Source organism: Aquimarina sp. Aq78 (genome assembly GCF_900299525.1).
In the GTDB taxonomy this organism is placed as follows: domain Bacteria; phylum Bacteroidota; class Bacteroidia; order Flavobacteriales; family Flavobacteriaceae; genus Aquimarina.
This window is the reverse complement of record NZ_OMKA01000001.1, coordinates 1-18,680: the sequence shown is the minus strand read 5'-3', so window position 1 is coordinate 18,680 and position 18,680 is coordinate 1. Positions and strand designations below refer to the sequence as shown.

At 32.1% G+C, this 18,680-nt stretch carries 22 protein-coding genes; 17 read left to right on the top strand and 5 right to left on the bottom strand.

The window, feature by feature from the left end:
* Positions 1 to 35 precede the first annotated feature (35 nt).
* The gene (locus DG435_RS00095) at positions 36 to 554 is read left to right on the top strand and encodes a hypothetical protein (RefSeq protein ID WP_106794734.1); all 519 of its coding nucleotides are present in this window, start codon (positions 36 to 38) and stop codon (positions 552 to 554) included.
* 35 nt (positions 555 to 589) lie between these two features.
* On the opposite strand, the gene DG435_RS00090 is transcribed toward DG435_RS00095, so the two are convergent.
* The 3 genes from DG435_RS00090 to DG435_RS00080 are packed head-to-tail and all read right to left on the bottom strand — an operon-like array spanning position 590 to position 4,537.
* Positions 590 to 1,513 carry a patatin family protein gene (locus DG435_RS00090; protein ID WP_106794735.1) on the bottom strand — a complete coding sequence of 308 codons (924 nt, stop codon included), beginning with the start codon at positions 1,511 to 1,513 and terminating at the stop codon, positions 590 to 592.
* A 1-nt stretch (position 1,514) separates the two neighbouring features.
* Positions 1,515 to 2,408 (bottom strand): patatin family protein, encoded by an 894-nt coding sequence (locus DG435_RS00085; RefSeq protein ID WP_074409920.1) that lies wholly within the window; start codon positions 2,406 to 2,408, stop codon positions 1,515 to 1,517.
* Positions 2,409 to 2,416: 8 nt separating this feature from the next.
* Positions 2,417 to 4,537 carry a M1 family metallopeptidase gene (locus tag DG435_RS00080; RefSeq protein WP_106794736.1) on the bottom strand — a complete coding sequence of 707 codons (2,121 nt, stop codon included), beginning with the start codon at positions 4,535 to 4,537 and terminating at the stop codon, positions 2,417 to 2,419.
* A 102-nt stretch (positions 4,538 to 4,639) separates the two neighbouring features.
* Between DG435_RS00080 and recG the strand changes: the two genes are divergently transcribed.
* The 6 genes from recG (at position 4,640) to DG435_RS00050 (ending at position 10,231) form a co-directional block, all read left to right on the top strand.
* Positions 4,640 to 6,745 carry an ATP-dependent DNA helicase RecG gene (gene recG, locus DG435_RS00075; protein ID WP_106794737.1) on the top strand — a complete coding sequence of 702 codons (2,106 nt, stop codon included), beginning with the start codon at positions 4,640 to 4,642 and terminating at the stop codon, positions 6,743 to 6,745.
* A gap of 130 nt (positions 6,746 to 6,875) precedes the next feature.
* Positions 6,876 to 7,403, top strand: a complete 528-nt coding sequence (locus DG435_RS00070) for a hypothetical protein (RefSeq protein WP_106794738.1) — start codon at positions 6,876 to 6,878, stop codon at positions 7,401 to 7,403.
* 146 nt (positions 7,404 to 7,549) lie between these two features.
* A complete protein-coding gene (locus DG435_RS00065) occupies positions 7,550 to 8,080 on the top strand; it encodes a GNAT family N-acetyltransferase (RefSeq protein ID WP_106794739.1) in 531 nt (176 codons plus the stop codon).
* Between the two features lie 33 nt (positions 8,081 to 8,113).
* Positions 8,114 to 8,773 carry a LysE family translocator gene (locus DG435_RS00060; RefSeq protein ID WP_106794740.1) on the top strand — a complete coding sequence of 220 codons (660 nt, stop codon included), beginning with the start codon at positions 8,114 to 8,116 and terminating at the stop codon, positions 8,771 to 8,773.
* 130 nt (positions 8,774 to 8,903) lie between these two features.
* Positions 8,904 to 9,683, top strand: a complete 780-nt coding sequence (locus DG435_RS00055) for a glycerophosphodiester phosphodiesterase family protein (protein WP_106794741.1) — start codon at positions 8,904 to 8,906, stop codon at positions 9,681 to 9,683.
* A gap of 11 nt (positions 9,684 to 9,694) precedes the next feature.
* Positions 9,695 to 10,231: an alpha/beta hydrolase gene (locus tag DG435_RS00050; RefSeq protein WP_106794742.1), complete on the top strand. Its 537-nt coding sequence runs from the start codon at positions 9,695 to 9,697 to the stop codon at positions 10,229 to 10,231.
* 55 nt (positions 10,232 to 10,286) lie between these two features.
* Here DG435_RS00050 and DG435_RS00045 read toward each other — a convergent pair whose 3' ends face one another.
* Positions 10,287 to 12,860, bottom strand: coding sequence for an endonuclease (locus DG435_RS00045; RefSeq protein ID WP_234387184.1), 2,574 nt, complete (start codon positions 12,858 to 12,860; stop codon positions 10,287 to 10,289).
* Positions 12,861 to 13,301: 441 nt separating this feature from the next.
* Here DG435_RS00045 and DG435_RS00040 point away from each other — a divergent pair, with 441 nt between their 5' ends.
* From DG435_RS00040 to DG435_RS25340, 6 genes are all read left to right on the top strand, one after another.
* The gene (locus DG435_RS00040) at positions 13,302 to 13,487 is read left to right on the top strand and encodes a hypothetical protein (protein ID WP_024769610.1); all 186 of its coding nucleotides are present in this window, start codon (positions 13,302 to 13,304) and stop codon (positions 13,485 to 13,487) included.
* A 130-nt stretch (positions 13,488 to 13,617) separates the two neighbouring features.
* Entirely contained in the window at positions 13,618 to 13,806 is a 189-nt protein-coding gene (locus DG435_RS00035) for a hypothetical protein (protein ID WP_106794744.1), read from the top strand.
* Between the two features lie 155 nt (positions 13,807 to 13,961).
* Positions 13,962 to 14,138, top strand: coding sequence for a hypothetical protein (locus DG435_RS25350; RefSeq protein ID WP_159025767.1), 177 nt, complete (start codon positions 13,962 to 13,964; stop codon positions 14,136 to 14,138).
* Positions 14,139 to 14,322: 184 nt separating this feature from the next.
* Positions 14,323 to 14,508, top strand: a complete 186-nt coding sequence (locus DG435_RS25345; RefSeq protein ID WP_024769611.1) for a hypothetical protein — start codon at positions 14,323 to 14,325, stop codon at positions 14,506 to 14,508.
* 132 nt (positions 14,509 to 14,640) lie between these two features.
* Positions 14,641 to 14,829 carry a hypothetical protein gene (locus tag DG435_RS00030; protein ID WP_024769612.1) on the top strand — a complete coding sequence of 63 codons (189 nt, stop codon included), beginning with the start codon at positions 14,641 to 14,643 and terminating at the stop codon, positions 14,827 to 14,829.
* 184 nt (positions 14,830 to 15,013) lie between these two features.
* Positions 15,014 to 15,196 (top strand): hypothetical protein, encoded by a 183-nt coding sequence (locus DG435_RS25340; protein WP_159025768.1) that lies wholly within the window; start codon positions 15,014 to 15,016, stop codon positions 15,194 to 15,196.
* Positions 15,197 to 15,293: 97 nt separating this feature from the next.
* Here the strand turns inward: DG435_RS25340 and DG435_RS00025 are convergent, their stop codons facing one another.
* Positions 15,294 to 15,653 (bottom strand): hypothetical protein, encoded by a 360-nt coding sequence (locus DG435_RS00025; RefSeq protein ID WP_024769613.1) that lies wholly within the window; start codon positions 15,651 to 15,653, stop codon positions 15,294 to 15,296.
* 139 nt (positions 15,654 to 15,792) lie between these two features.
* On the opposite strand from DG435_RS00025, the gene DG435_RS00020 reads away from it, so the two are divergent.
* The 4 genes from DG435_RS00020 (at position 15,793) to DG435_RS00005 (ending at position 18,510) form a co-directional block, all read left to right on the top strand.
* On the top strand, positions 15,793 to 16,866 hold the full coding sequence (locus DG435_RS00020) for a tyrosine-type recombinase/integrase (protein ID WP_106794745.1): 1,074 nt from the start codon (positions 15,793 to 15,795) through the stop codon (positions 16,864 to 16,866).
* Between the two features lie 63 nt (positions 16,867 to 16,929).
* Positions 16,930 to 17,274 (top strand): hypothetical protein, encoded by a 345-nt coding sequence (locus DG435_RS00015; RefSeq protein WP_106794746.1) that lies wholly within the window; start codon positions 16,930 to 16,932, stop codon positions 17,272 to 17,274.
* A gap of 32 nt (positions 17,275 to 17,306) precedes the next feature.
* Positions 17,307 to 18,221: a hypothetical protein gene (locus tag DG435_RS00010; protein WP_106794747.1), complete on the top strand. Its 915-nt coding sequence runs from the start codon at positions 17,307 to 17,309 to the stop codon at positions 18,219 to 18,221.
* 1 nt (position 18,222) lies between these two features.
* Positions 18,223 to 18,510, top strand: coding sequence for a hypothetical protein (locus DG435_RS00005; RefSeq protein ID WP_106794748.1), 288 nt, complete (start codon positions 18,223 to 18,225; stop codon positions 18,508 to 18,510).
* The last annotated feature ends 170 nt before the right edge of the window (positions 18,511 to 18,680 follow it).

Sequence of the window (18,680 nt, the reverse complement as noted above, 5' to 3'; positions counted from 1 at the left end):
GATAGTAACCTACACTTGTATTTAAGTAATAACATATGGAATCCAAAATAGTTGATCTTCTTTTTAATATAATTCCTGCAGTGATTGTGGGTGTTATTTCATTCTATTTTTTCAGTCTTCATACTCGTAATGAAGAAAAACGTCGTAGATTTCTTTTGCATAGAGAGAATCAAAAGCAATCTTTACCTCTTAGACTTCAGGCATATGAACGTATAGTTTTATTTTTGGAAAGAATCTCTCCTGGTAATCTATTAACAAGAATTGCTCCTATTACAGAAGATAAAAAAGATTACGAATCTTTATTGATTCATACGATTGATCAAGAATTTGAACATAATCTCACTCAACAGATTTATGTTTCTGATGAATGTTGGAATACAGTTAAAGCTTCCAAAAATGCAACTATTGCTTTAATTCGTAAAACTGCATTAAAAGAAGATGTAGATTCGGCTGATAAAATGAGAGAAGTAATTCTTACAGAACTTATAGAAAAAGGTGCTCCCAGCGATACTGCAATTGCAATTATCAAAGAAGAAATTACTGATCTATTTTAGAGATTCATTTTATTTGAGAATCTATCCCAAAAGGATTATCCTGCAAGGTCTATATTTTTAAGTTTATTTTCTTCTGCAGTTTTGGCTTTTTGAGCTGCATATTCATAACCTTGTCTCCACCAACTACTCATTAATTTTTTATTAAAAATCAATGAGTTCTCTGTAAGTTTAGATGGAGTATAGTATAAATTTAGAGGGACTTTTTTATTAATTGCAGCTAATTTACCTAATACGGTATCATGCCCTTCAACCTGGTCCAACATATAGCTAAATAGGTTTACCATAAGTGAAAACGGATTTTTACCCAGTACTTTATTATGTTCCATATTTTCTGACTCCAAAATAATGGCATCAACCTCTGTGGCTCCTCTTCGTATTGCTTCTCGAATAGGCACCATACACCCAAAACCTCCATCTGCATATTCACAGCCATCTTTGGTTACCAAACTCATAAAAGGAACATAGTTACAGGATATCCAAACCCAATCACAGAAATCTTCGTAAGAAAAATCATTAATAGATTTATATTCTGTACTATTTTTAGTGAGATTAGAAACGGTAACTACAACATCATCCACTTTTGTTCGTGCCAGCTTAAATTCTTCTTCAGAAAAGTTTCTGCGGATAGCTCGCCGTAAGTTTTTACTTTCTCCGAATGTTCGTTTTCTTTTAACAAATTGCCATAGAGATGAAAAAAAGTTAATTGATACAAACTCTCTATTTCCTTTTTTTCTAACTACAAAAGGATTTACATTAAAGATTGTATGTTGATTAACATTAGTATAGATATCATACATTTTCTCGATATTACCCAAAGCCAATTGTGAAATTAAAAGGCTTCCGGTAGAAGTCCCGAGAAACAGATCATATTTCTTACCTTGCTCCTGAATTAAGTATTGCGCTACACCACCGGCATAAGCTCCTTTACTTCCTCCTCCTGAAATTACTAGTGCTCGCATATTATAATGGGTTCGAAATGTTCTTTTTCTTTGCAAATTTATAACCTTTTGCCCACCATTGTGTCATTTTTTCCTTATCAAAAATTAATGAGTTCGTAGTCAGTACGGTAGGAGTATAATATAAATCCATTGCTACATCATGTTCTATTGCTTTAAACTTACCTATTCGAATATTCTGATGTTCGATCCTATCCATCATAAAGTCGACCATACTTGTTATTAAAGTAAAAGGGTTTTTGGTAGGCATTCTATTTAAGTAATTAATTTCTGTTTCCAACACAATAACATCGAGTTCTGTTGCTCCACGTTTTATTGCTTCTTCAATAGGAACCATCGATCCCAAACCACCATCAACATAATCACAATGGTTTTTTCTAACCAAACTCATAAAAGGTGGGTAATTGCAAGATATCCATATCCAATCTAAAAAATCCTGATATGTACATTCTTTTATTGATTTATATTCTACTTCATTAGTAGAAAGATTGGTTACCGTAATGACGATATCTTTTTCTCCAGATTTTAGTTCTTCAAAATATGATTCAGAAATAGCGCTCTCTACCAGATTTCTAAGGTTTTTACTATCTCCAAATGATTTTTTCCCTTTAATCAAATTATACAATACATTAAAATGATTGATATTGATACTTGTATATCCTCTTTGCTTTTTAATAGTAAAAGGACAGCTTTTAAATATTGAAGATTGATTTACCGAGGTATAAAAAGTTTTTATCTCTTCGATTTTGGATAATGCCAGATGTGATACCAAAAGGCTTCCGGTAGAAGTACCAATAAACAGGTCATACTTTCTACCCAAATCCTGAATTAAGTACTGTGCAACACCACCTGCAAAAGCTCCTTTACTTCCACCACCAGAAATTACTAATGCACGCATGTTCTATATTATGGGGTTAATTTTTTTTCCAAAAAATCGTATTGATTCTTCGGTAAACTATTCAATAAAACTACGTATTTCTTTTTATATTTTTCATCCTTGAGTATTTTATCAAGAATTTTTCTACAAGAGTTCCTAAAACGCCAATTATGATGCGTTGCTCCATCAACAAGATCTATTAAGGATTGATCAGAAAAAGCTTGTAAGCTTTCTAGATAAGTAAAGGCATTCTCTCGAGTACTAAACCCAAATTTAGACGACGTATACCCCGATAGTTCCAGGTAAAATTTTTGATGTTCGCTAGTATAATAATCCTTTGTGTTTAATGCTAGAACTAGCCATAACATTCTAATATTTTTAGTATTAAACCCTACTATTTCTCTGGTAAGATCTAAGTACTCTTTTCTTTTTTCTGGGAAACTAGTCCACAAATGATAAAGTGCTGGTTCTATGGTAGCATATGATGCGTCTTTTAGTAAAGATTCATATTGTTCTTGTAAATCCTTAGGTACTGTATTTAATGTATTGGCAATAGCTTGACGCACAAAAATGTTATTCGTCTCAAAAGCTTTATCATACAAGGCTATAACCTCTGGGGAGTTTTTCCCTTCTAACTGATAGACCGCTTCCTGGCCAATGTAATCATTTGTAGGAAAACCTAATGCTTTAGCCAAAGTACCCCATTTTCCTGCCATAGGTTGAGTACGTTCTTGCGCTAGGCCCAGGTAGCTTTTAATGAAATCTGATTTTGCAAGTATGTCTAATGCTTCTTGCGAAGGAAATTTTATATTCTCTAACCATAATTGTCTAAATGCTTTCAAATCTGTACCACTTACTTCTTCTGCTATCGCAAAAAAATCATTAGTTGTCACATTTTGAAATTTATGCTTTTCGAGATAATTATAGATTGTAATTTTAAAACTAGTATCTCCAATCAAATTTCTTAATGCATGAATAGCCCAGGCTCCTCTCTGATAAAATGTTAGAGAACTTGCTTTTGGATCCAATAACGATGTTGCGTTCTTTGTTTTGGATAGTTCGGTAAGCTGTTCTGCGCTTTCATACAATTTGTATTGAAAATAATCATTTCCAAAAATTTCTTTTTCTGCTAACAAAGCATAATACGTTGCAAATCCTTCCTGGAGCCAATGATGTGTTCCTTCAGTCTCGGTTACTAAATCTCCAAACCATTGATGTGCCAATTCATGAGCATTGACATTAATATAGTTTTGATCAATAAATGCTGTTTCATCAACCATAAAGGCATCAGAAAAAATGGTTGTTCCTGTATTTTCCATACCTGCATATAAAAAATCTTTAACAGGAATCTGTTTATAGTTTTGCCAAGGAAAAGAAAAACCAATCTCTTTTTCTAAAAAATCAAAAATCCTTTTACTATGTTTATAAGTAGCCTCGAATTTATTTTTGTCCTTGGGATAGTAATACATTTCTAAAGGAGTTCCATTTGCCGAACTTTCTACTACTTTATCATATTTCCCAATGGCAAAAGCAACCAAATAGCTACTCATTGGACGTTGCATATCATACTGCCAACTTTGGATAGAATCATTTACCGATTCTGTTTTAGTAAGTTTTCCATTAGCAATAACTTCGTAACCTTTTTGAAAATTGATAGTGAGATCAAATTCGGTTTTCTCATTCATATCATCAAAACTGGGAAGCCAGTTAGAAGTATATTTTCCTTGTCCTTGAGTCCAAACCTGATCATTACCTTCATAATCTTTAACAAAATAAAGTGCTTTTTTAGGTTTAGCTTCATAATAAATCACTATTCGATGCTCGCTCTCATTTTTAAAGCCAGAATTAATAACAATCTTCTTATCATCATATTTAAAATCTACATCTTTATCATCTAGAGATACGTTGTTGATTATCATATGCTGGGCATCTACCGTAATAGATCGAATGGGGTTTATTATTTTAAAAGTGTATGCTACTTTTCCTTTTATTTCTCTTGATTTGGAGTTTACAGTCACATTGACTTTACCTTTTAAAAAATCAACATCAGCTTGTTCCTTTTTAGAATTAAGGGATTCTACTGAAGCTATTTCCTGAGCATTGCCAATTGAAGAAAAAACAAGTATTAAAAAGCTTAAAATAAATTTCATACTACACATAAATCAAATGTTCTGCCAAAATAACGAAATTACTCTGTTTATGTTACAAATTTTTGATTGACAATATTTCTATAATATAGTATATTCGCTACGATGAATCCTAATATTTTACAAACTCCCATTGATTATCTGAAAGGTGTTGGCCCTTCTCGTGCTACATTGCTTCGATCAGAACTAGGGATTCATACCTACCAGGATTTGGTTAATCTTTTTCCGAATCGATATCTTGATAAAACACAATACTATAAAATCAACCAATTACAACGTAATTCGGCAGAGGTACAAATTATAGGCAAGATTGTTAATATTAAAACTGTAGAGCAAAAAAGAGGAAAGCGATTAGTTGCTAAATTTGTAGATGACACGGGTTCTTCTATAGAGTTGGTTTGGTTTAGAGGGCATAAATGGATACGCGAAAATTTAAAAATCAATACTCCATATGTCATTTTTGGAAAAACCAAATACTATAATGGTTTTAGTATGCCACATCCCGATATGGAGTTATTGACAGAGCATCAACAAAACCTAAGAACGGTAATGCAACCCATATATCCTTCTACCGAAAAACTCTCTAATAAGGGTATCACTAATCGGGTAATGAGTAAAATGATGCAACAATTGTTTGTAGAGACCAAAATACGTTTCTATGATACACTGTCTCAGGAAATTCTTGAAGAGCTTAAACTTATATCAAAAAGTGAAGCTGTTTTTAATATTCATTTTCCTAAAAGCCAGGAACTATTAGCCAAAGCACAGTATCGACTAAAATTTGAAGAGTTATTTTATATTCAGCTACAGCTAATCACTAAAAAATTAATTCGAAAACAAAAGATAAAAGGGTTTCCTTTTACTGAAGTTGGAGAACATTTTAATAATTTCTACAAGAACCATCTTCCTTTTGATCTTACTAATGCACAAAAACGGGTGATCAAAGAAATTCGAAATGATATTGGAAGCAGTGCTCAAATGAACCGTCTTTTGCAGGGAGATGTAGGATCGGGTAAAACCATTGTGGGATTAATGACGATGTTATTAGCTATCGATAATGGGTTTCAAGCCTGTTTAATGGCACCAACCGCAATTCTTGCAAATCAGCATTACCAAGGGATTACTGCACTTACTAAAGAGCTGGATGTTAATGTAAAATTATTAATGGGTAGTTCTAAAGTCAAAGAACGACGAGAAATCCATCAGGAACTAGAAGATGGATCATTACACATCTTAATTGGTACCCATGCTGTATTAGAAGACAAAGTGCAGTTTAAAAATCTAGGGTTAGCTATTATTGATGAGCAACATCGATTTGGAGTAGCACAACGAGCCAAATTATGGCATAAAAACACCTATCCACCACATATTTTGGTGATGACTGCAACTCCAATACCCAGAACATTAGCAATGAGTTTATATGGTGATCTGGATATTTCGGTAATTGACGAACTCCCCCCTGGTCGTAAATCTATTAAAACGGTACATCGATACGATAGTAATCGGTTAAAAGTATTTAAGTTTATATCTGAAGAAATACAGAAAGGAAGACAAATTTATATTGTTTATCCATTGATACAGGAATCAGAAGCGATGGATTATAAAGATCTTATGGACGGGTATGAAAGTATTGCTCGCTCCTTCCCCGCTCCTGAGTATCAAATTTCTATTGTTCATGGTAAAATGAAACCCGCAGATAAGGATTATGAAATGGAACGTTTTGTAAAAGGTGAAACCCAAATTATGGTGGCTACTACTGTAATTGAAGTTGGGGTTAATGTACCAAATGCCAGTGTAATGATTATAGAGAGCGCAGAACGTTTTGGATTATCTCAATTACACCAGTTACGAGGACGTGTTGGTCGTGGTGCAGAACAAAGTTTTTGCATTCTTATGACTAGCTTTAAGTTATCTGCAGATAGTAAGACCCGATTAGAAACTATGGTACGCACCAACGATGGTTTTGATATTGCCGAGGTAGACTTAAAATTAAGAGGCCCCGGAGACATTATGGGCACCCAGCAAAGTGGGGTGCTTAATCTTAAAATAGCAGATATTGTAAGAGATAATGATATTTTAAAAACAGCAAGGCACTATGCAATGAAAATCCTGAATGAAGACCCTTCATTATCTTTAGAGAAAAATAAAGTATTACTATACACCTATCAGCAACTCGCTAAGCATAAGAATATATGGAATTACATTTCTTAATGCATAGTAAAATGAATACAATACTATCATATTTAGCTAATTTATAATCTAAAACGTATACTGTATTACAATATCTTTGAGAAATTACTTAACAAAGTGGTTTAAAAAATAAATAAAGATTTTTACAAAAATGCCATATCAACAGATACCAGAATACCCCGAAAATTACTCCTCAGGTAATATAATTTCTAGACTTATTGATGGTCTTGGATATCGCTATTATTGGGCTACAGAAAGTCTTACTGATACTGATCTAAAGTACAAGCCATCTGTCGAAGCGTTTGATACATATGAAACGATAGAGCATATATATTGGCTTTCAATCATGATTACTAATACTGCGCAAAATTTACCCAGTATCAGACTCACTCCAGACGATCTATCTACAATGAATTTTGATATCTTAAGAAAAAAGACATTGCAGAATCTAAAGAAGGGAAGTGAATCATATGCAGAAAAAACAAAAGATGATATGGATGACTACATGATCATTATGCAAAGAGAAGGACATAAAGGAGAGTTCCCGTTTTGGCATATGATCAATGGCCCAATATCTGATGCACTCTACCATACTGGGCAAATAGTATCATTTAGAAGAACAACAGGTAATCCAATAGATTCAAAAGTTAATGTATTTACCGGAAAACCGAAGAGTTAAATTTTGGTTAAGAAGAGAATTAGAGGAATTTTTTATTCACATAATCATATTTTTATCTTTTGTAATAACAAGTTTTCAGGTTTTTAAAAGCTTTGAGATTTATCAAAGTTATTTTAATACTCTTACATAATTTTTTTGCATTAATTATGAGTCATCAGGAATATATCATAAAGGAAGCTGCTCCAGGTGAGTTTGCAAAAATTGGAGAATTAATGGTTAATGTATATTCACAACTAGAAGGATTCCCTTCTAAACAAGAACAACCTAATTATTATAAAATGTTGGCTAGTATCGGTAGTTTAACAGAAAATCCTAAAACCAAATTATTGGTTGCCATTTCATCAAATGGAAAAATAGGTGGTGGTGTTGTTTATTTTGGTGATATGAAATATTATGGCTCTGGTGGTACTGCTACAGCAGAAAAGCATGCTTCAGGATTTAGGTTACTGGCAGTCGATCCAGCTACAAGAGGTAAAGGTTTAGGCAAACGCTTAACAAACGCTTGTATACAGATTGCAAAAGATGAAAAACAAAATCAAATGATAATTCACTCTACGCAAGCTATGCAAATAGCATGGAAAATGTATGAAAACATGGGATTTAGAAGATCCGATGATTTGGATTTTATGCAAGGAGAACTTCCTGTTTTTGGCTTTAGATTAGTATTTCAAAAATAATAAACCACATTAGATACAATAAACTTTATAACTATGATACTCCCTGATTTGGATAATATTATATTTTTTTTGGCAGCTGCCTCTATATTAATTCTTATACCCGGCCCATCTGTTCTCTATATTATGGCCAAAAGTGTCGAACAAGGATATAAAGCTGGGATTGTTTCTGTTTTAGGAATAGGTATTGGAAGCTTGGTTCATGTTGCTGCCGCTGCGGTAGGTATTTCTTCTATACTACTAACATCTTCTACAGCATTTTCGATTGTAAAGTACCTGGGAGCTATCTATCTTATTTATCTGGGTGTTAAAAAATTACTAGAAAAAACACCTAATAAACAGCCTGTAATTACGAATAAAAATAAACGGTTAGATAAAATTTTTTATGAAGGTATTTTGGTGAACACTTTTAACCCTAAGACGGCGATATTTTTCTTTTCTTTTTTACCACAATTTATAAATATTGAAAAAGGAGGTAATGCCAGTCAAATATTATTTCTTGGTATTTTATTTACTGTTTTTGCAATATTAAGTGATACATTATATGTTTTACTTTCTGTGAAAATATCAAAATGGTTTACCAGTTCTAAAAAGTACCTCAAAAGACAAAAAAATATTACAGGTTCTATTTACATAGCCCTTGGCCTAATAACATTAACCATTAATCAACCAATAGAACATTCTAATACAAAATAGTTGGTATTTTTATTATGGTATAAATAGTCAAAAAATAAATAATTCATTTCATGATTCGCTTTTTTGTAACTACATCTTAAAAACAAAGTCCTTTTACCGATAGTATAGTGCAAAATAATTAGTATTAGATATGGAAATAGTATGTTACGGTTGTGGAAGAGGCGAAAATCCTGAAAATACAATTGAAGGAATACACCACTGTCAATCTATAAATCCTGATTGGTGGATTGAAATGGATATTCAGATTACTAAAGATGAAAAATTAGTTCTATTTCATGATTATCAAACAAAACGAATCACTGGAGTAAATAACAAAATTCACCAACTTACCTTAACGGAAATCCAACAATTAAATGCAGGATATAATTTCAATGTCGAAAATAAATTTATATACCGTGAAAACCCAATACAAATTCCAACAGTAGAAGAGGTATTTCAAAAATTCCCAAAAGCTAAATTGTTATTAGATCTTCATACAAATAATCTTTTGGCTGTTAACCGATTGATTACATTAATCAAAAAATATACTATGGCCAATCAGGTAATTATAGTTAGCCGTTATGATGAGGTAATTTCCTCTTTCAAAAAGAAACGACCCAAATGGAGATATGGCGTACCAACCAAAGAAGCCAAAAAAATGATCTACAGTAGTTTTCTTTATTTAGATAAACTCTTTCCTATAACATCAGATATATTAATGCTTCCAAAAAAAGCAGGTAAAATTAATGTTTTAACCAAAAGAGTGGTTAAACATGCAAGAAAACGAAACAAAACACTTTGGGCCTGGATGTATGAAGGAGAAATTGTGAAAACTGTAGATGATGAAACAGAATTAAATGAGATGAAAGAGCTTGGAGTACAAGGTATATTTACTGGTTATCCAAAAAAACTTATGAATCAAATACAGTAAATAAAGATCTCATGAAACCAAGATTAATCATTTTATCTGATCTATGGGGGCAAAAAAAGTCAGGTTGGATTGATTATTATACCAAAGAACTTCAAGATCATTTTGAGTTAAAGTATTATGACTGTTGTGAATTAGGAGAGATAGACACTTCAACATACACAGAAGAAAATCTTCATAAACAATTCATAAATGAAGGAATTGATCGTGCTATACAAAACTTACTTAAGCTTGAGAAAGGAAAAATACATATACTTGCTTTTAGTATTGGTGGGGTTATTGGTTGGAAATCTGCTATAAAAAACCTGAATGTACTATCATTATTTGCTGTTTCATCAACAAGATTACGATATGAAAGCAATAAACCTAAAACGAAAATAGAGCTCTATTTTGGAGAGAATGATATGTACACTCCAAAAAGTAAATGGTATGATATGATGAATATCGATTTCATTATAGAAAAAGGAAAAGGGCATCAACTATATATCGAACCAAAATTTGCTGTGCAATTAAGCAATAGAATTATAAATAGTATAATCATTAGAAAATAAAAAAAGCCCTACAACATAACATTGTAAGGCTTCAGTAATTACACTTGCAAAAAAATTATTTAATCATTATTTTTTCTGAAATACTTCGATTTCCATCAGATATTGTTATAAAATAAATTCCTGATGTTATTCCTTCTAAAGAAATTTTGTTATCGGTTACTACTCCAGATTTTACTATGCTACCTTGCATGTTGGTCAATGTATAGTTACTATCACGATGATCTTTCAAACGAATTTGAATATAAGTTGTAGCTGGATTTGGGAAAACTTTAGCCAAAAACACTTTATCTTCCTGTTCTAATTTTCCATCAATCTTTATTGATGATGCTCCTTTTGCTCGCGTTGTTGATCCTATATTTACAGTATAATCTTCTACTTCTCCATATCCAAAAGTCTCGCAAGATGTTGGCACACCGTTCCACTTCATAGCAACTCGCATTCTGGTATTTCCTGATGTTGCTGTTGATGGTATATCAAAATTATATGATAGGTTACCAGTATCTGATGTAGATCCACTAACTACTTTTTCGGATTCTTCAAAAGTTCCATTTTTATTAAAATCAATCCACACGCCCCAATGTTCTGTATAAGATGCGCTTGCGAATCCAACACTTAATACAATAGTATTAGCTCCATAGTCCAAGTTTGCTATCTGAGAGGTAAAGTCTCCATAACCACTATTAGCCAATGTGGTGTTAGAGATCCCTCCTATTCCTACATAATCTATATATTCATATTTTACAGTATTCCCTTTTGACACACAATAAGAAATCACTGTATCCTGAGTGGTTACTGCAACAGGATTACTTGATACAGAAATATTCCCAGCAGCATCAAATGCAGATATCTTAAATGTATAATTCGTTCCTGCTGTCAAGCCAGATACATTATACGAGATTCCGGTAGTAGTTGTTAGTACTGCTCCATTCTGATAAATCGTATATCCTGTAACACCAATATTATCTGTAGAAGCTGTCCAGGAAAGTTGTGCACTATTTTCTGTGATATTAGAAGCAGTTACATTACCAGGAATCGTTGGTGTTTCTGTATCTGAGCCCGTATTACCGCCTCCACTGAATGTATGCTTTCCCAGGCCATCAAAGGTATTTTGAGGATATGACTCCCACTCAGATGTTTTATATGTTACAGATGGTGATGATACATCTGCTTTTCTTCTTAGTGTAGCATCCTTAGCAAAGTTAGAAGATCCTCCATTAAAAGTTCCTATAACGTCTATTAAAACTCCATCTTTAAATAACCCTACCGGATCATTACCATTAAACGTCATTTCTGAAGCTCCCGAAACCAGATCCGCTTCATTTTTAATAGTATTCGAAGCAGAACTATTAGCAGCGACATAAACCTCATTATTAACCAAAACTCCAGAAAGATTTAATCCTCCGGACCAGGATCCAGAACCATTAGTTTGCCTTTTGATTGTATATCCAGAAAGATTAATTGATGCTCCTGTATAGTTTGCTATTTCTAAAGCTTTATTATTAGAAGACCCTTCTATATACTCAGAAAAAAACAATGCTGTAGCATTACCGCCGGGAGAGGTATTTTGTGTAGTGACATTAATCCCGGTACTTGCTGCAGATACATTGCCTGCTGCATCTTTTGCTTTTACAGAAAATGAATAGGTGGTATTAGCTGTTAATCCTGAAGCAGTAAAGTTAGTAGTGGTTACAGAACTTAAAAATGTTCCATTTCTAAATACATCATATCCCGTTACACCAACATTATCGGTTGAAGCGTTCCAGGATAATACAGTAGATGTTTGGGTTGTATTTGTAGCTCCCAGATTAGCAGGAATACTTGGTGCTTGAGTATCATTCCCTCCAGTATTCCCAAATCTATCTTCGGCTTGGGGCCCTCCCCAAATCTGCGTTGCAAATGCCGGGTTATCTATAAATGGGTTTCTATTACCCTGTATATTTTCAAGAATTGGGTTACGTTGTAATTCTAATGGTGAAACAGGATCCTCTGCATTCCATTCTAAAAATAATTGCAGCATATTGCTATCACCAGTAGCGGCCGTTCCTATTCCTACATTTTTGGGTAAACAACGATTATTATAACGTATATACATATACATCATCATTCTTGCTACATCTCCTTTCCATTCATCACCAGGATACCAATGTCCCTGAGAAGTAGATCCAGAATTACCCGATCCATCAGCAAATTTTCTATTTCCTCTTGATGAGTTGCGTTGTACGTCTGCGGGTCTTAAGTGGTGTGCATCTGCACCTGGTCCTTGTGTTCCCAGATTGGGGTTACCCAATGATTTTGGATACACATGTTCCCTGTTCCAATCGGTAGACCCTCCCCCATTATTGTTCACTCCTCTAGTTCTGTCTGTACCAGAATTTCCGTCAGTATCACTATATCCATATATCAAAACAACCTTTGAAGGATCAGAAGGTTCTAAATCAGTCTGTTTTAATGCATCCCACACCCCAGGTGTATAACTAAGAAATGTGGTATGTGTATTTGTCACCTTATCACTTAATTCATTTTTTAAAGCAGTTCCTGATAAGGTTAGGTTTACATCATTGTAGTATGATGGTATCTGGCTATATCCCATAAGAGGTATAAACAGAAGTAAGAGTATTATCTTTTTCATTATGTTATAAGTTAGTTTATTATGCATAATTATGTGGTTTCGAATCTAAAATTATTTTGTTAAACTCACTATAGTAGAACGTTATGAAATAGTTACCTAGTATGTTGATAATCCACTATTTACACAACAAACAACATTCAAACAACTACAATTCAACCAATTACCATTCCTAACGATTGTTAATAAGTTATTTCTTACAAAAAATTAGAGTATAGTCTATGGCTAATTTCTTCAAAAAAAACAAAATCATAAGCATGATTTTCGCGCGTATTACTACTAATAACTAACAATCTTAAGGTTTTTTATTATGAAAGTTTACTCTCTGATGAGATGGCTATAAGCCTTAATCAAGATCAATACCTTACTTTTTTAGCGGTTTTCATGTAATTGATTTACAATATTTTAAATTAAATTTAAACCATAACTTAAATATATTACACCATGAAAAAAATCTTAGATGTAACAGGAGTTCAGAAGTTAAGTAAAGATCAACAACAGAATATTAAAGGAGCATGGGGGCGTGCAACTTGCTGCCCAAGTGGAAGAGGATGCCTTATTAGCTTTGGAAATCAAAGTTTTTGTGAGCCTGGTCGTTGTGACCGTTGGGGACGTTGTATTTTTTTCTAAGAAAATTCAAAATCATATAAATGACAAACTTTCGGGTTTGTCATTTATATGATAACTACCGCTTCATTCTGGTACGGTATTATCATTGCAATCAAAATTGAATTATTAACTTTTTTAAATATATCACATAATGAAGACTATTTTAAATTTAACAGGGGTTCAAAAACTATCCAAAGAAGAGCAACAAGACATCAAAGGTTCTTGGGGTCACAGAGTATATTGTAAAGGGCCAAGACAATGTTGTTTCCGTCTTGCTAACGGATCAGAATTTTGCGATTATGGATATTGCCAATCTAATGGAAGTTGTATGTGGGCGTAACTTTAAAAAAAATGATATCGTTAAAAGGATAAACCAACAGGGTTTATCCTTTTTTTAGTGCTATACTTTTTATAAAACAATGTTATTTAACGTTTTAAAAAACTGGCTCACACTATTTTAAAGTATATTTAATTACTAACTTAAATATATATATAATGAAAAGTATTTTAGAATTAACCGGAGTTCAGAAATTAAGTAAAGAACAACAACAACAAATTAAAGGAACATGGGGACGTGCCACCTGCTGCGGACCAAGAAAGTGTCGTGTTCCTGGAACTAGTTTTTGTGATTATGGATATTGCAGATCTAACGGAAGTTGTATGTGGGCATAACTAAAACAGTACTGTGTGAAAGTATTAAAAGATAATAGTTAACCTAATACATTATTCTTTTAAGAATAGCCTTATTTATAAGTTGAAATTTATAAATCTCAAGAATATCGTGTTGTATTTTACTACATGTTCTACTATTTTTAATGGGAAAATCTGAATTATTAACTTTTAAAACTTTCACACAATGAAAAACATTTTGGAATTAACCGGAGTTCAAAAACTATCCAAACAACAACAACAAAATATTAAAGGAGCTTGGGGACGTGCGACTTGCTGTCCAAGTGGAAGAGGATGCCTTATTAGCTTTGGAAATCAAAGTTTTTGTGAGCCTGGTCGCTGTGACCGTTGGGGGCGTTGTATCTTTTTCTAAGAAAATTCGAAACCATATAAAAAGGCAAACTTTTGGGTTTGTCATTTTTTTTGATAATTACCAATTTATTCTGGTACAGTATTATCAATGTAATCAAAATTGAATTATTAACTTTTTTAAATATTTTACACGATGAAGAATATCTTAAATTTAACTGGAGTACAAAAACTATCTAAGCAAGAGCAACAAGACATCAAAGGTTCCTGGGGTCGCAGAGTATATTGTGGTGGACCAAAAAGATGTTGTTTCCGTCTTCCTAATGGAGGAGAATTTTGTGATTATGGATATTGTCAATCCAATGGAAACTGCGTTTGGGCATAACTAAAAACAATATTGTATACCATTACTAAAGGATAATAGTGCCCCCCTATATTATTCTTTTAAAAACAGTTTTTTATAAGTTGAAATTTATAAATCTCAAGAACATGGAGTTGTATTTTACTACATGATCTAATATTTTTAACAAGAGAAATCTGAGATTATTAACTTTTAAAACTTTCACGCAATGAAAAACATTTTGGAATTAACCGGAGTTCAAAAACTCTCTAAACAACAACAACGAAATATTAAAGGAGCTATGGCGAGTATATCGTGTTGTGGACGTAACAAATGTCGAATTAATTATGCTGGAGGAAGTTTTTGTGAACCGGGTAGATGCAACACATGGGGACAATGTATTTTATACTAACAACACTTTAAGTTTGAATTAAAGGATGCGCCCAAAAGCCATCCTTTTTTTTATCCTTATGATCTCAAGGGTAGTTATTATTTTAAGAATTTGTATATCAACCCATATATTTTTGCCAATTGATTAAAACATATTTCTCTTTAAGGTTCATAAATCCATATTCATAACAAAAAAGATACACTTTGTTTTCCTTGTTCTTCCAATAATGAGTAAAATAGTTAGGATCAAAACCTTTATCCAAAAGCTTTTCTTTTCTTACTGTTGCTAATCCTGCTTTATTGAATTCTTTTAAGATTTTTCGATTGGTTTTCAATTGCCGGTCTATTTTCTGAAATAGGCTATCTTCATTTTCTTTATTCTTCTGATAATGGTATGATGATTTACAATAAGATGTGCAGAACTTTTTATCTGTTCTCCCTTCCAAATCCTTATCGCAATGAAAGCATACTTTACCCATAAGTGTAGTATTAAACGTTTAATAAACGTATAAATATACATTTATATTTTTTTATTTAATTCAACCTTCTCATCTTTAAACTGTGCAATCGATTTCTAAACATATTACTCTAAAACATTTGTTGATTAATAATCAAAAAATGATTGGGATTCAATTCTACCCTGATAAGGTTATACAGGCATTGATCAAAGAACTCCCTAACCCTAAATGGAGCAAGGAGTTTGCTATGGTATATATTATAAATACCGCAAAAAACCTAAATCAGGTTTTTGAGAAATTCAGAGGAGTGGCCTGGGTAAATGGTAATTCTTTTTTCAAAGAAAAACCAATACGAGATAATGAGCCTGTGGATATCAACTGGTATCGTAATAGAATCAAAACTAAATCATACAGGTATGTTCCTGAAGCATATCTTACCAAATTAGAGCTTAAAAGGTATGCCTTAAATACTTGTAAAACCTATATTTCTCAATTTGAAAAGTTTATCAATCAATACCCAAATTGCCCTATTATAGAGTTGTCTGAACAGGAAATAAGAACATATCTGCAATTACTTATCCAACAAAATAAATCCAATAGTTATATCAATCAAACCATCAATAGTATTAAATTTTATTATGAGGCAGTGATGGAGATGCCTAATCGTTTTTATAATATAGAAAGACCTAGAAAAGAACATAAACTTCCCCAAGTCATATCGAAAGAAGAAATTCAGTCAATGATGATTTGCACAAACAATATGAAGCATCGTTGCATTGTAGGGCTATTATATTCTGCAGGATTACGTAGAAGTGAGCTATTAAATTTGCAACTAACAGATATCGATAGTAAACGAATGTTGGTCTATATTAGAAATGCTAAGAATAATAAAGATCGATATTCATTACTATCTGAAACAGTATTAAAAGATTTAAGAATCTATTATAAGCAATGGAAACCTAAGAAATATCTGTTTGAAGGAATGTTAGGAAAAAAATATTCGACAGAAAGTGTTGCTAAAATTATTAGAAATGCAAGTGAGAAAGCTAAAATTATAAGAAAGGTAACTCCACATATGTTAAGGCATTCTTTTGCTACTCATCTTTTAGAAAATGGAACAGATATTAGATATATACAAACTCTTTTAGGACATAGTAGTACAAAAACAACAGAAATATATACCCAAGTTGCTGTACATAATTTTAAGTTAATCAGAAATCCCCTAGATTTGTGAAAAAATATAATGGATATATGTGTACCAGTGCACATATATCATTGTTGTAGGTAATTGAAAATAATGGAACATCAAGAATGTAATCTGAATATAAGATATGACTTATCCAGAGAGATATGGGATAAGGTACCCTTGGTTTATGAAAGAATGAACGGTTGGATTGGGTTCGGAAAAGAAGGAAAAGGAGAAAATGGAATCCCTTATTGGTTTAGTTATAATGAAGAAGATAAATCTATATCAGCATCCATTGAACCAAATGGTCTTCAATTTTTTGCGAATATGGAACTTAATGAATGGACGCAATGGAAAAATGAATTTAAAAAAACTGCAACAGAAATTCTGGGATTTAAGGTTGGTGAAATAGAAGAAGGTGAGGTTGGTCACGAAATTGAATGGATAAAAAAATAAATAAAACAAATCGAATTAAGTACATTTGAAAAATGGAATTGGATTTAGAAAAAGGATTAAGTCTAAAAATTGAAGGAGAGCTAGGGAAAAACCAAACACTTTCCGTTGATTCCTTAATTAAAATTGCCCAATCCTTGCAAGAGTTAGTAATATCTATTGCTAAATATGATCTACCTATAGATGAAGCTATTGATCTAAATAATTTTAAAATTGAATTAACCGATTTTAAAAAAGGTAGTGCAATTCCAACTTTTGCTCTAACTCAAAAAGTGTTTCCTGTAACAACTTCGGATTATTTGCAACAAAGAAAAGAGGTTGGGAAAAAATTAAACTCTCTATTAAGTATTACTGACAAAGGGAGCTATAATGATCTAAAAGAGTTTTATCCTGAACAAATAAAAAGAAATGAACTTGTCGATAAACTCTATAATTTTACCACAAGTTTCAAAAATTCGCCAGTCTATATTTACGAAAAAGGAAATATTAACGAAGGCTATAAACCAAAAAAATTTAAGTCTTCTATTAAAAAAAATCTTCTAGTTAAAGTTCAAGAAATAAAAGAAGAGAAAAATGTAGAAAATGCTTTTGCAACCATTAAGATAATTACAAAAGGTAATAAAAAACAAAACCGAATTCAGGAAGTGATTCTTCCAACGCATAATTCATTATCATACTCACCAGATATAATTAATGTAAATAATAAGCAATATATATTCAATTATCCTTTAAGGTGCTTGTTTGAAAAAGAAGACGATTATTATTTAATAAATAATGAATTACTTGATATTGTAGGTACAGGAATGACTCAGGATGAAGCGGAGGAGAATTTTAATGAAGAATTTGACTATTTATTTAATCGGTTAAATTCACTAAGCGAAGATAAGTTGAGTAAACACCTGAATAGAATTAAAGGATTTATTAATAGCTATGTAAAAGAAGTCCTTTAATATGGTTTTAAACAAGAAAAAAGCATACAAAAATCTAAAGAAAAAAGGTTTTATTGATTCAATAAATCATAGTGGAGATCATAAATATTTAGAGTTGTATCACAATGGAAAAATGATATTATATACAAAACTAAGTAATGGAAGTAAAAAGGATTTAGACAACTTTCTCATAAGCCAAATGTCCAAACAATGTAAGCTTTCAAAAAACGAGTTTGCCGACTTGGTAAACTGTCCTCTATCTGAGAAAAAGTATTTAGAAATTCTGGATAACAAAGGTCTTCTGGAATAAAAAACTACCTACAACAATTTGTATATTGCATATGCCGCCTTCGGCAGGCAAACACAACATACAAGAACCGTTAACTACAATTATGACAAAAAAAGTCTTATTCATAATTATTACTTTGATGACAATTCTAGCTTGTAAAGAAGAGGCTTCTAATAAAATTTATGTTTTAG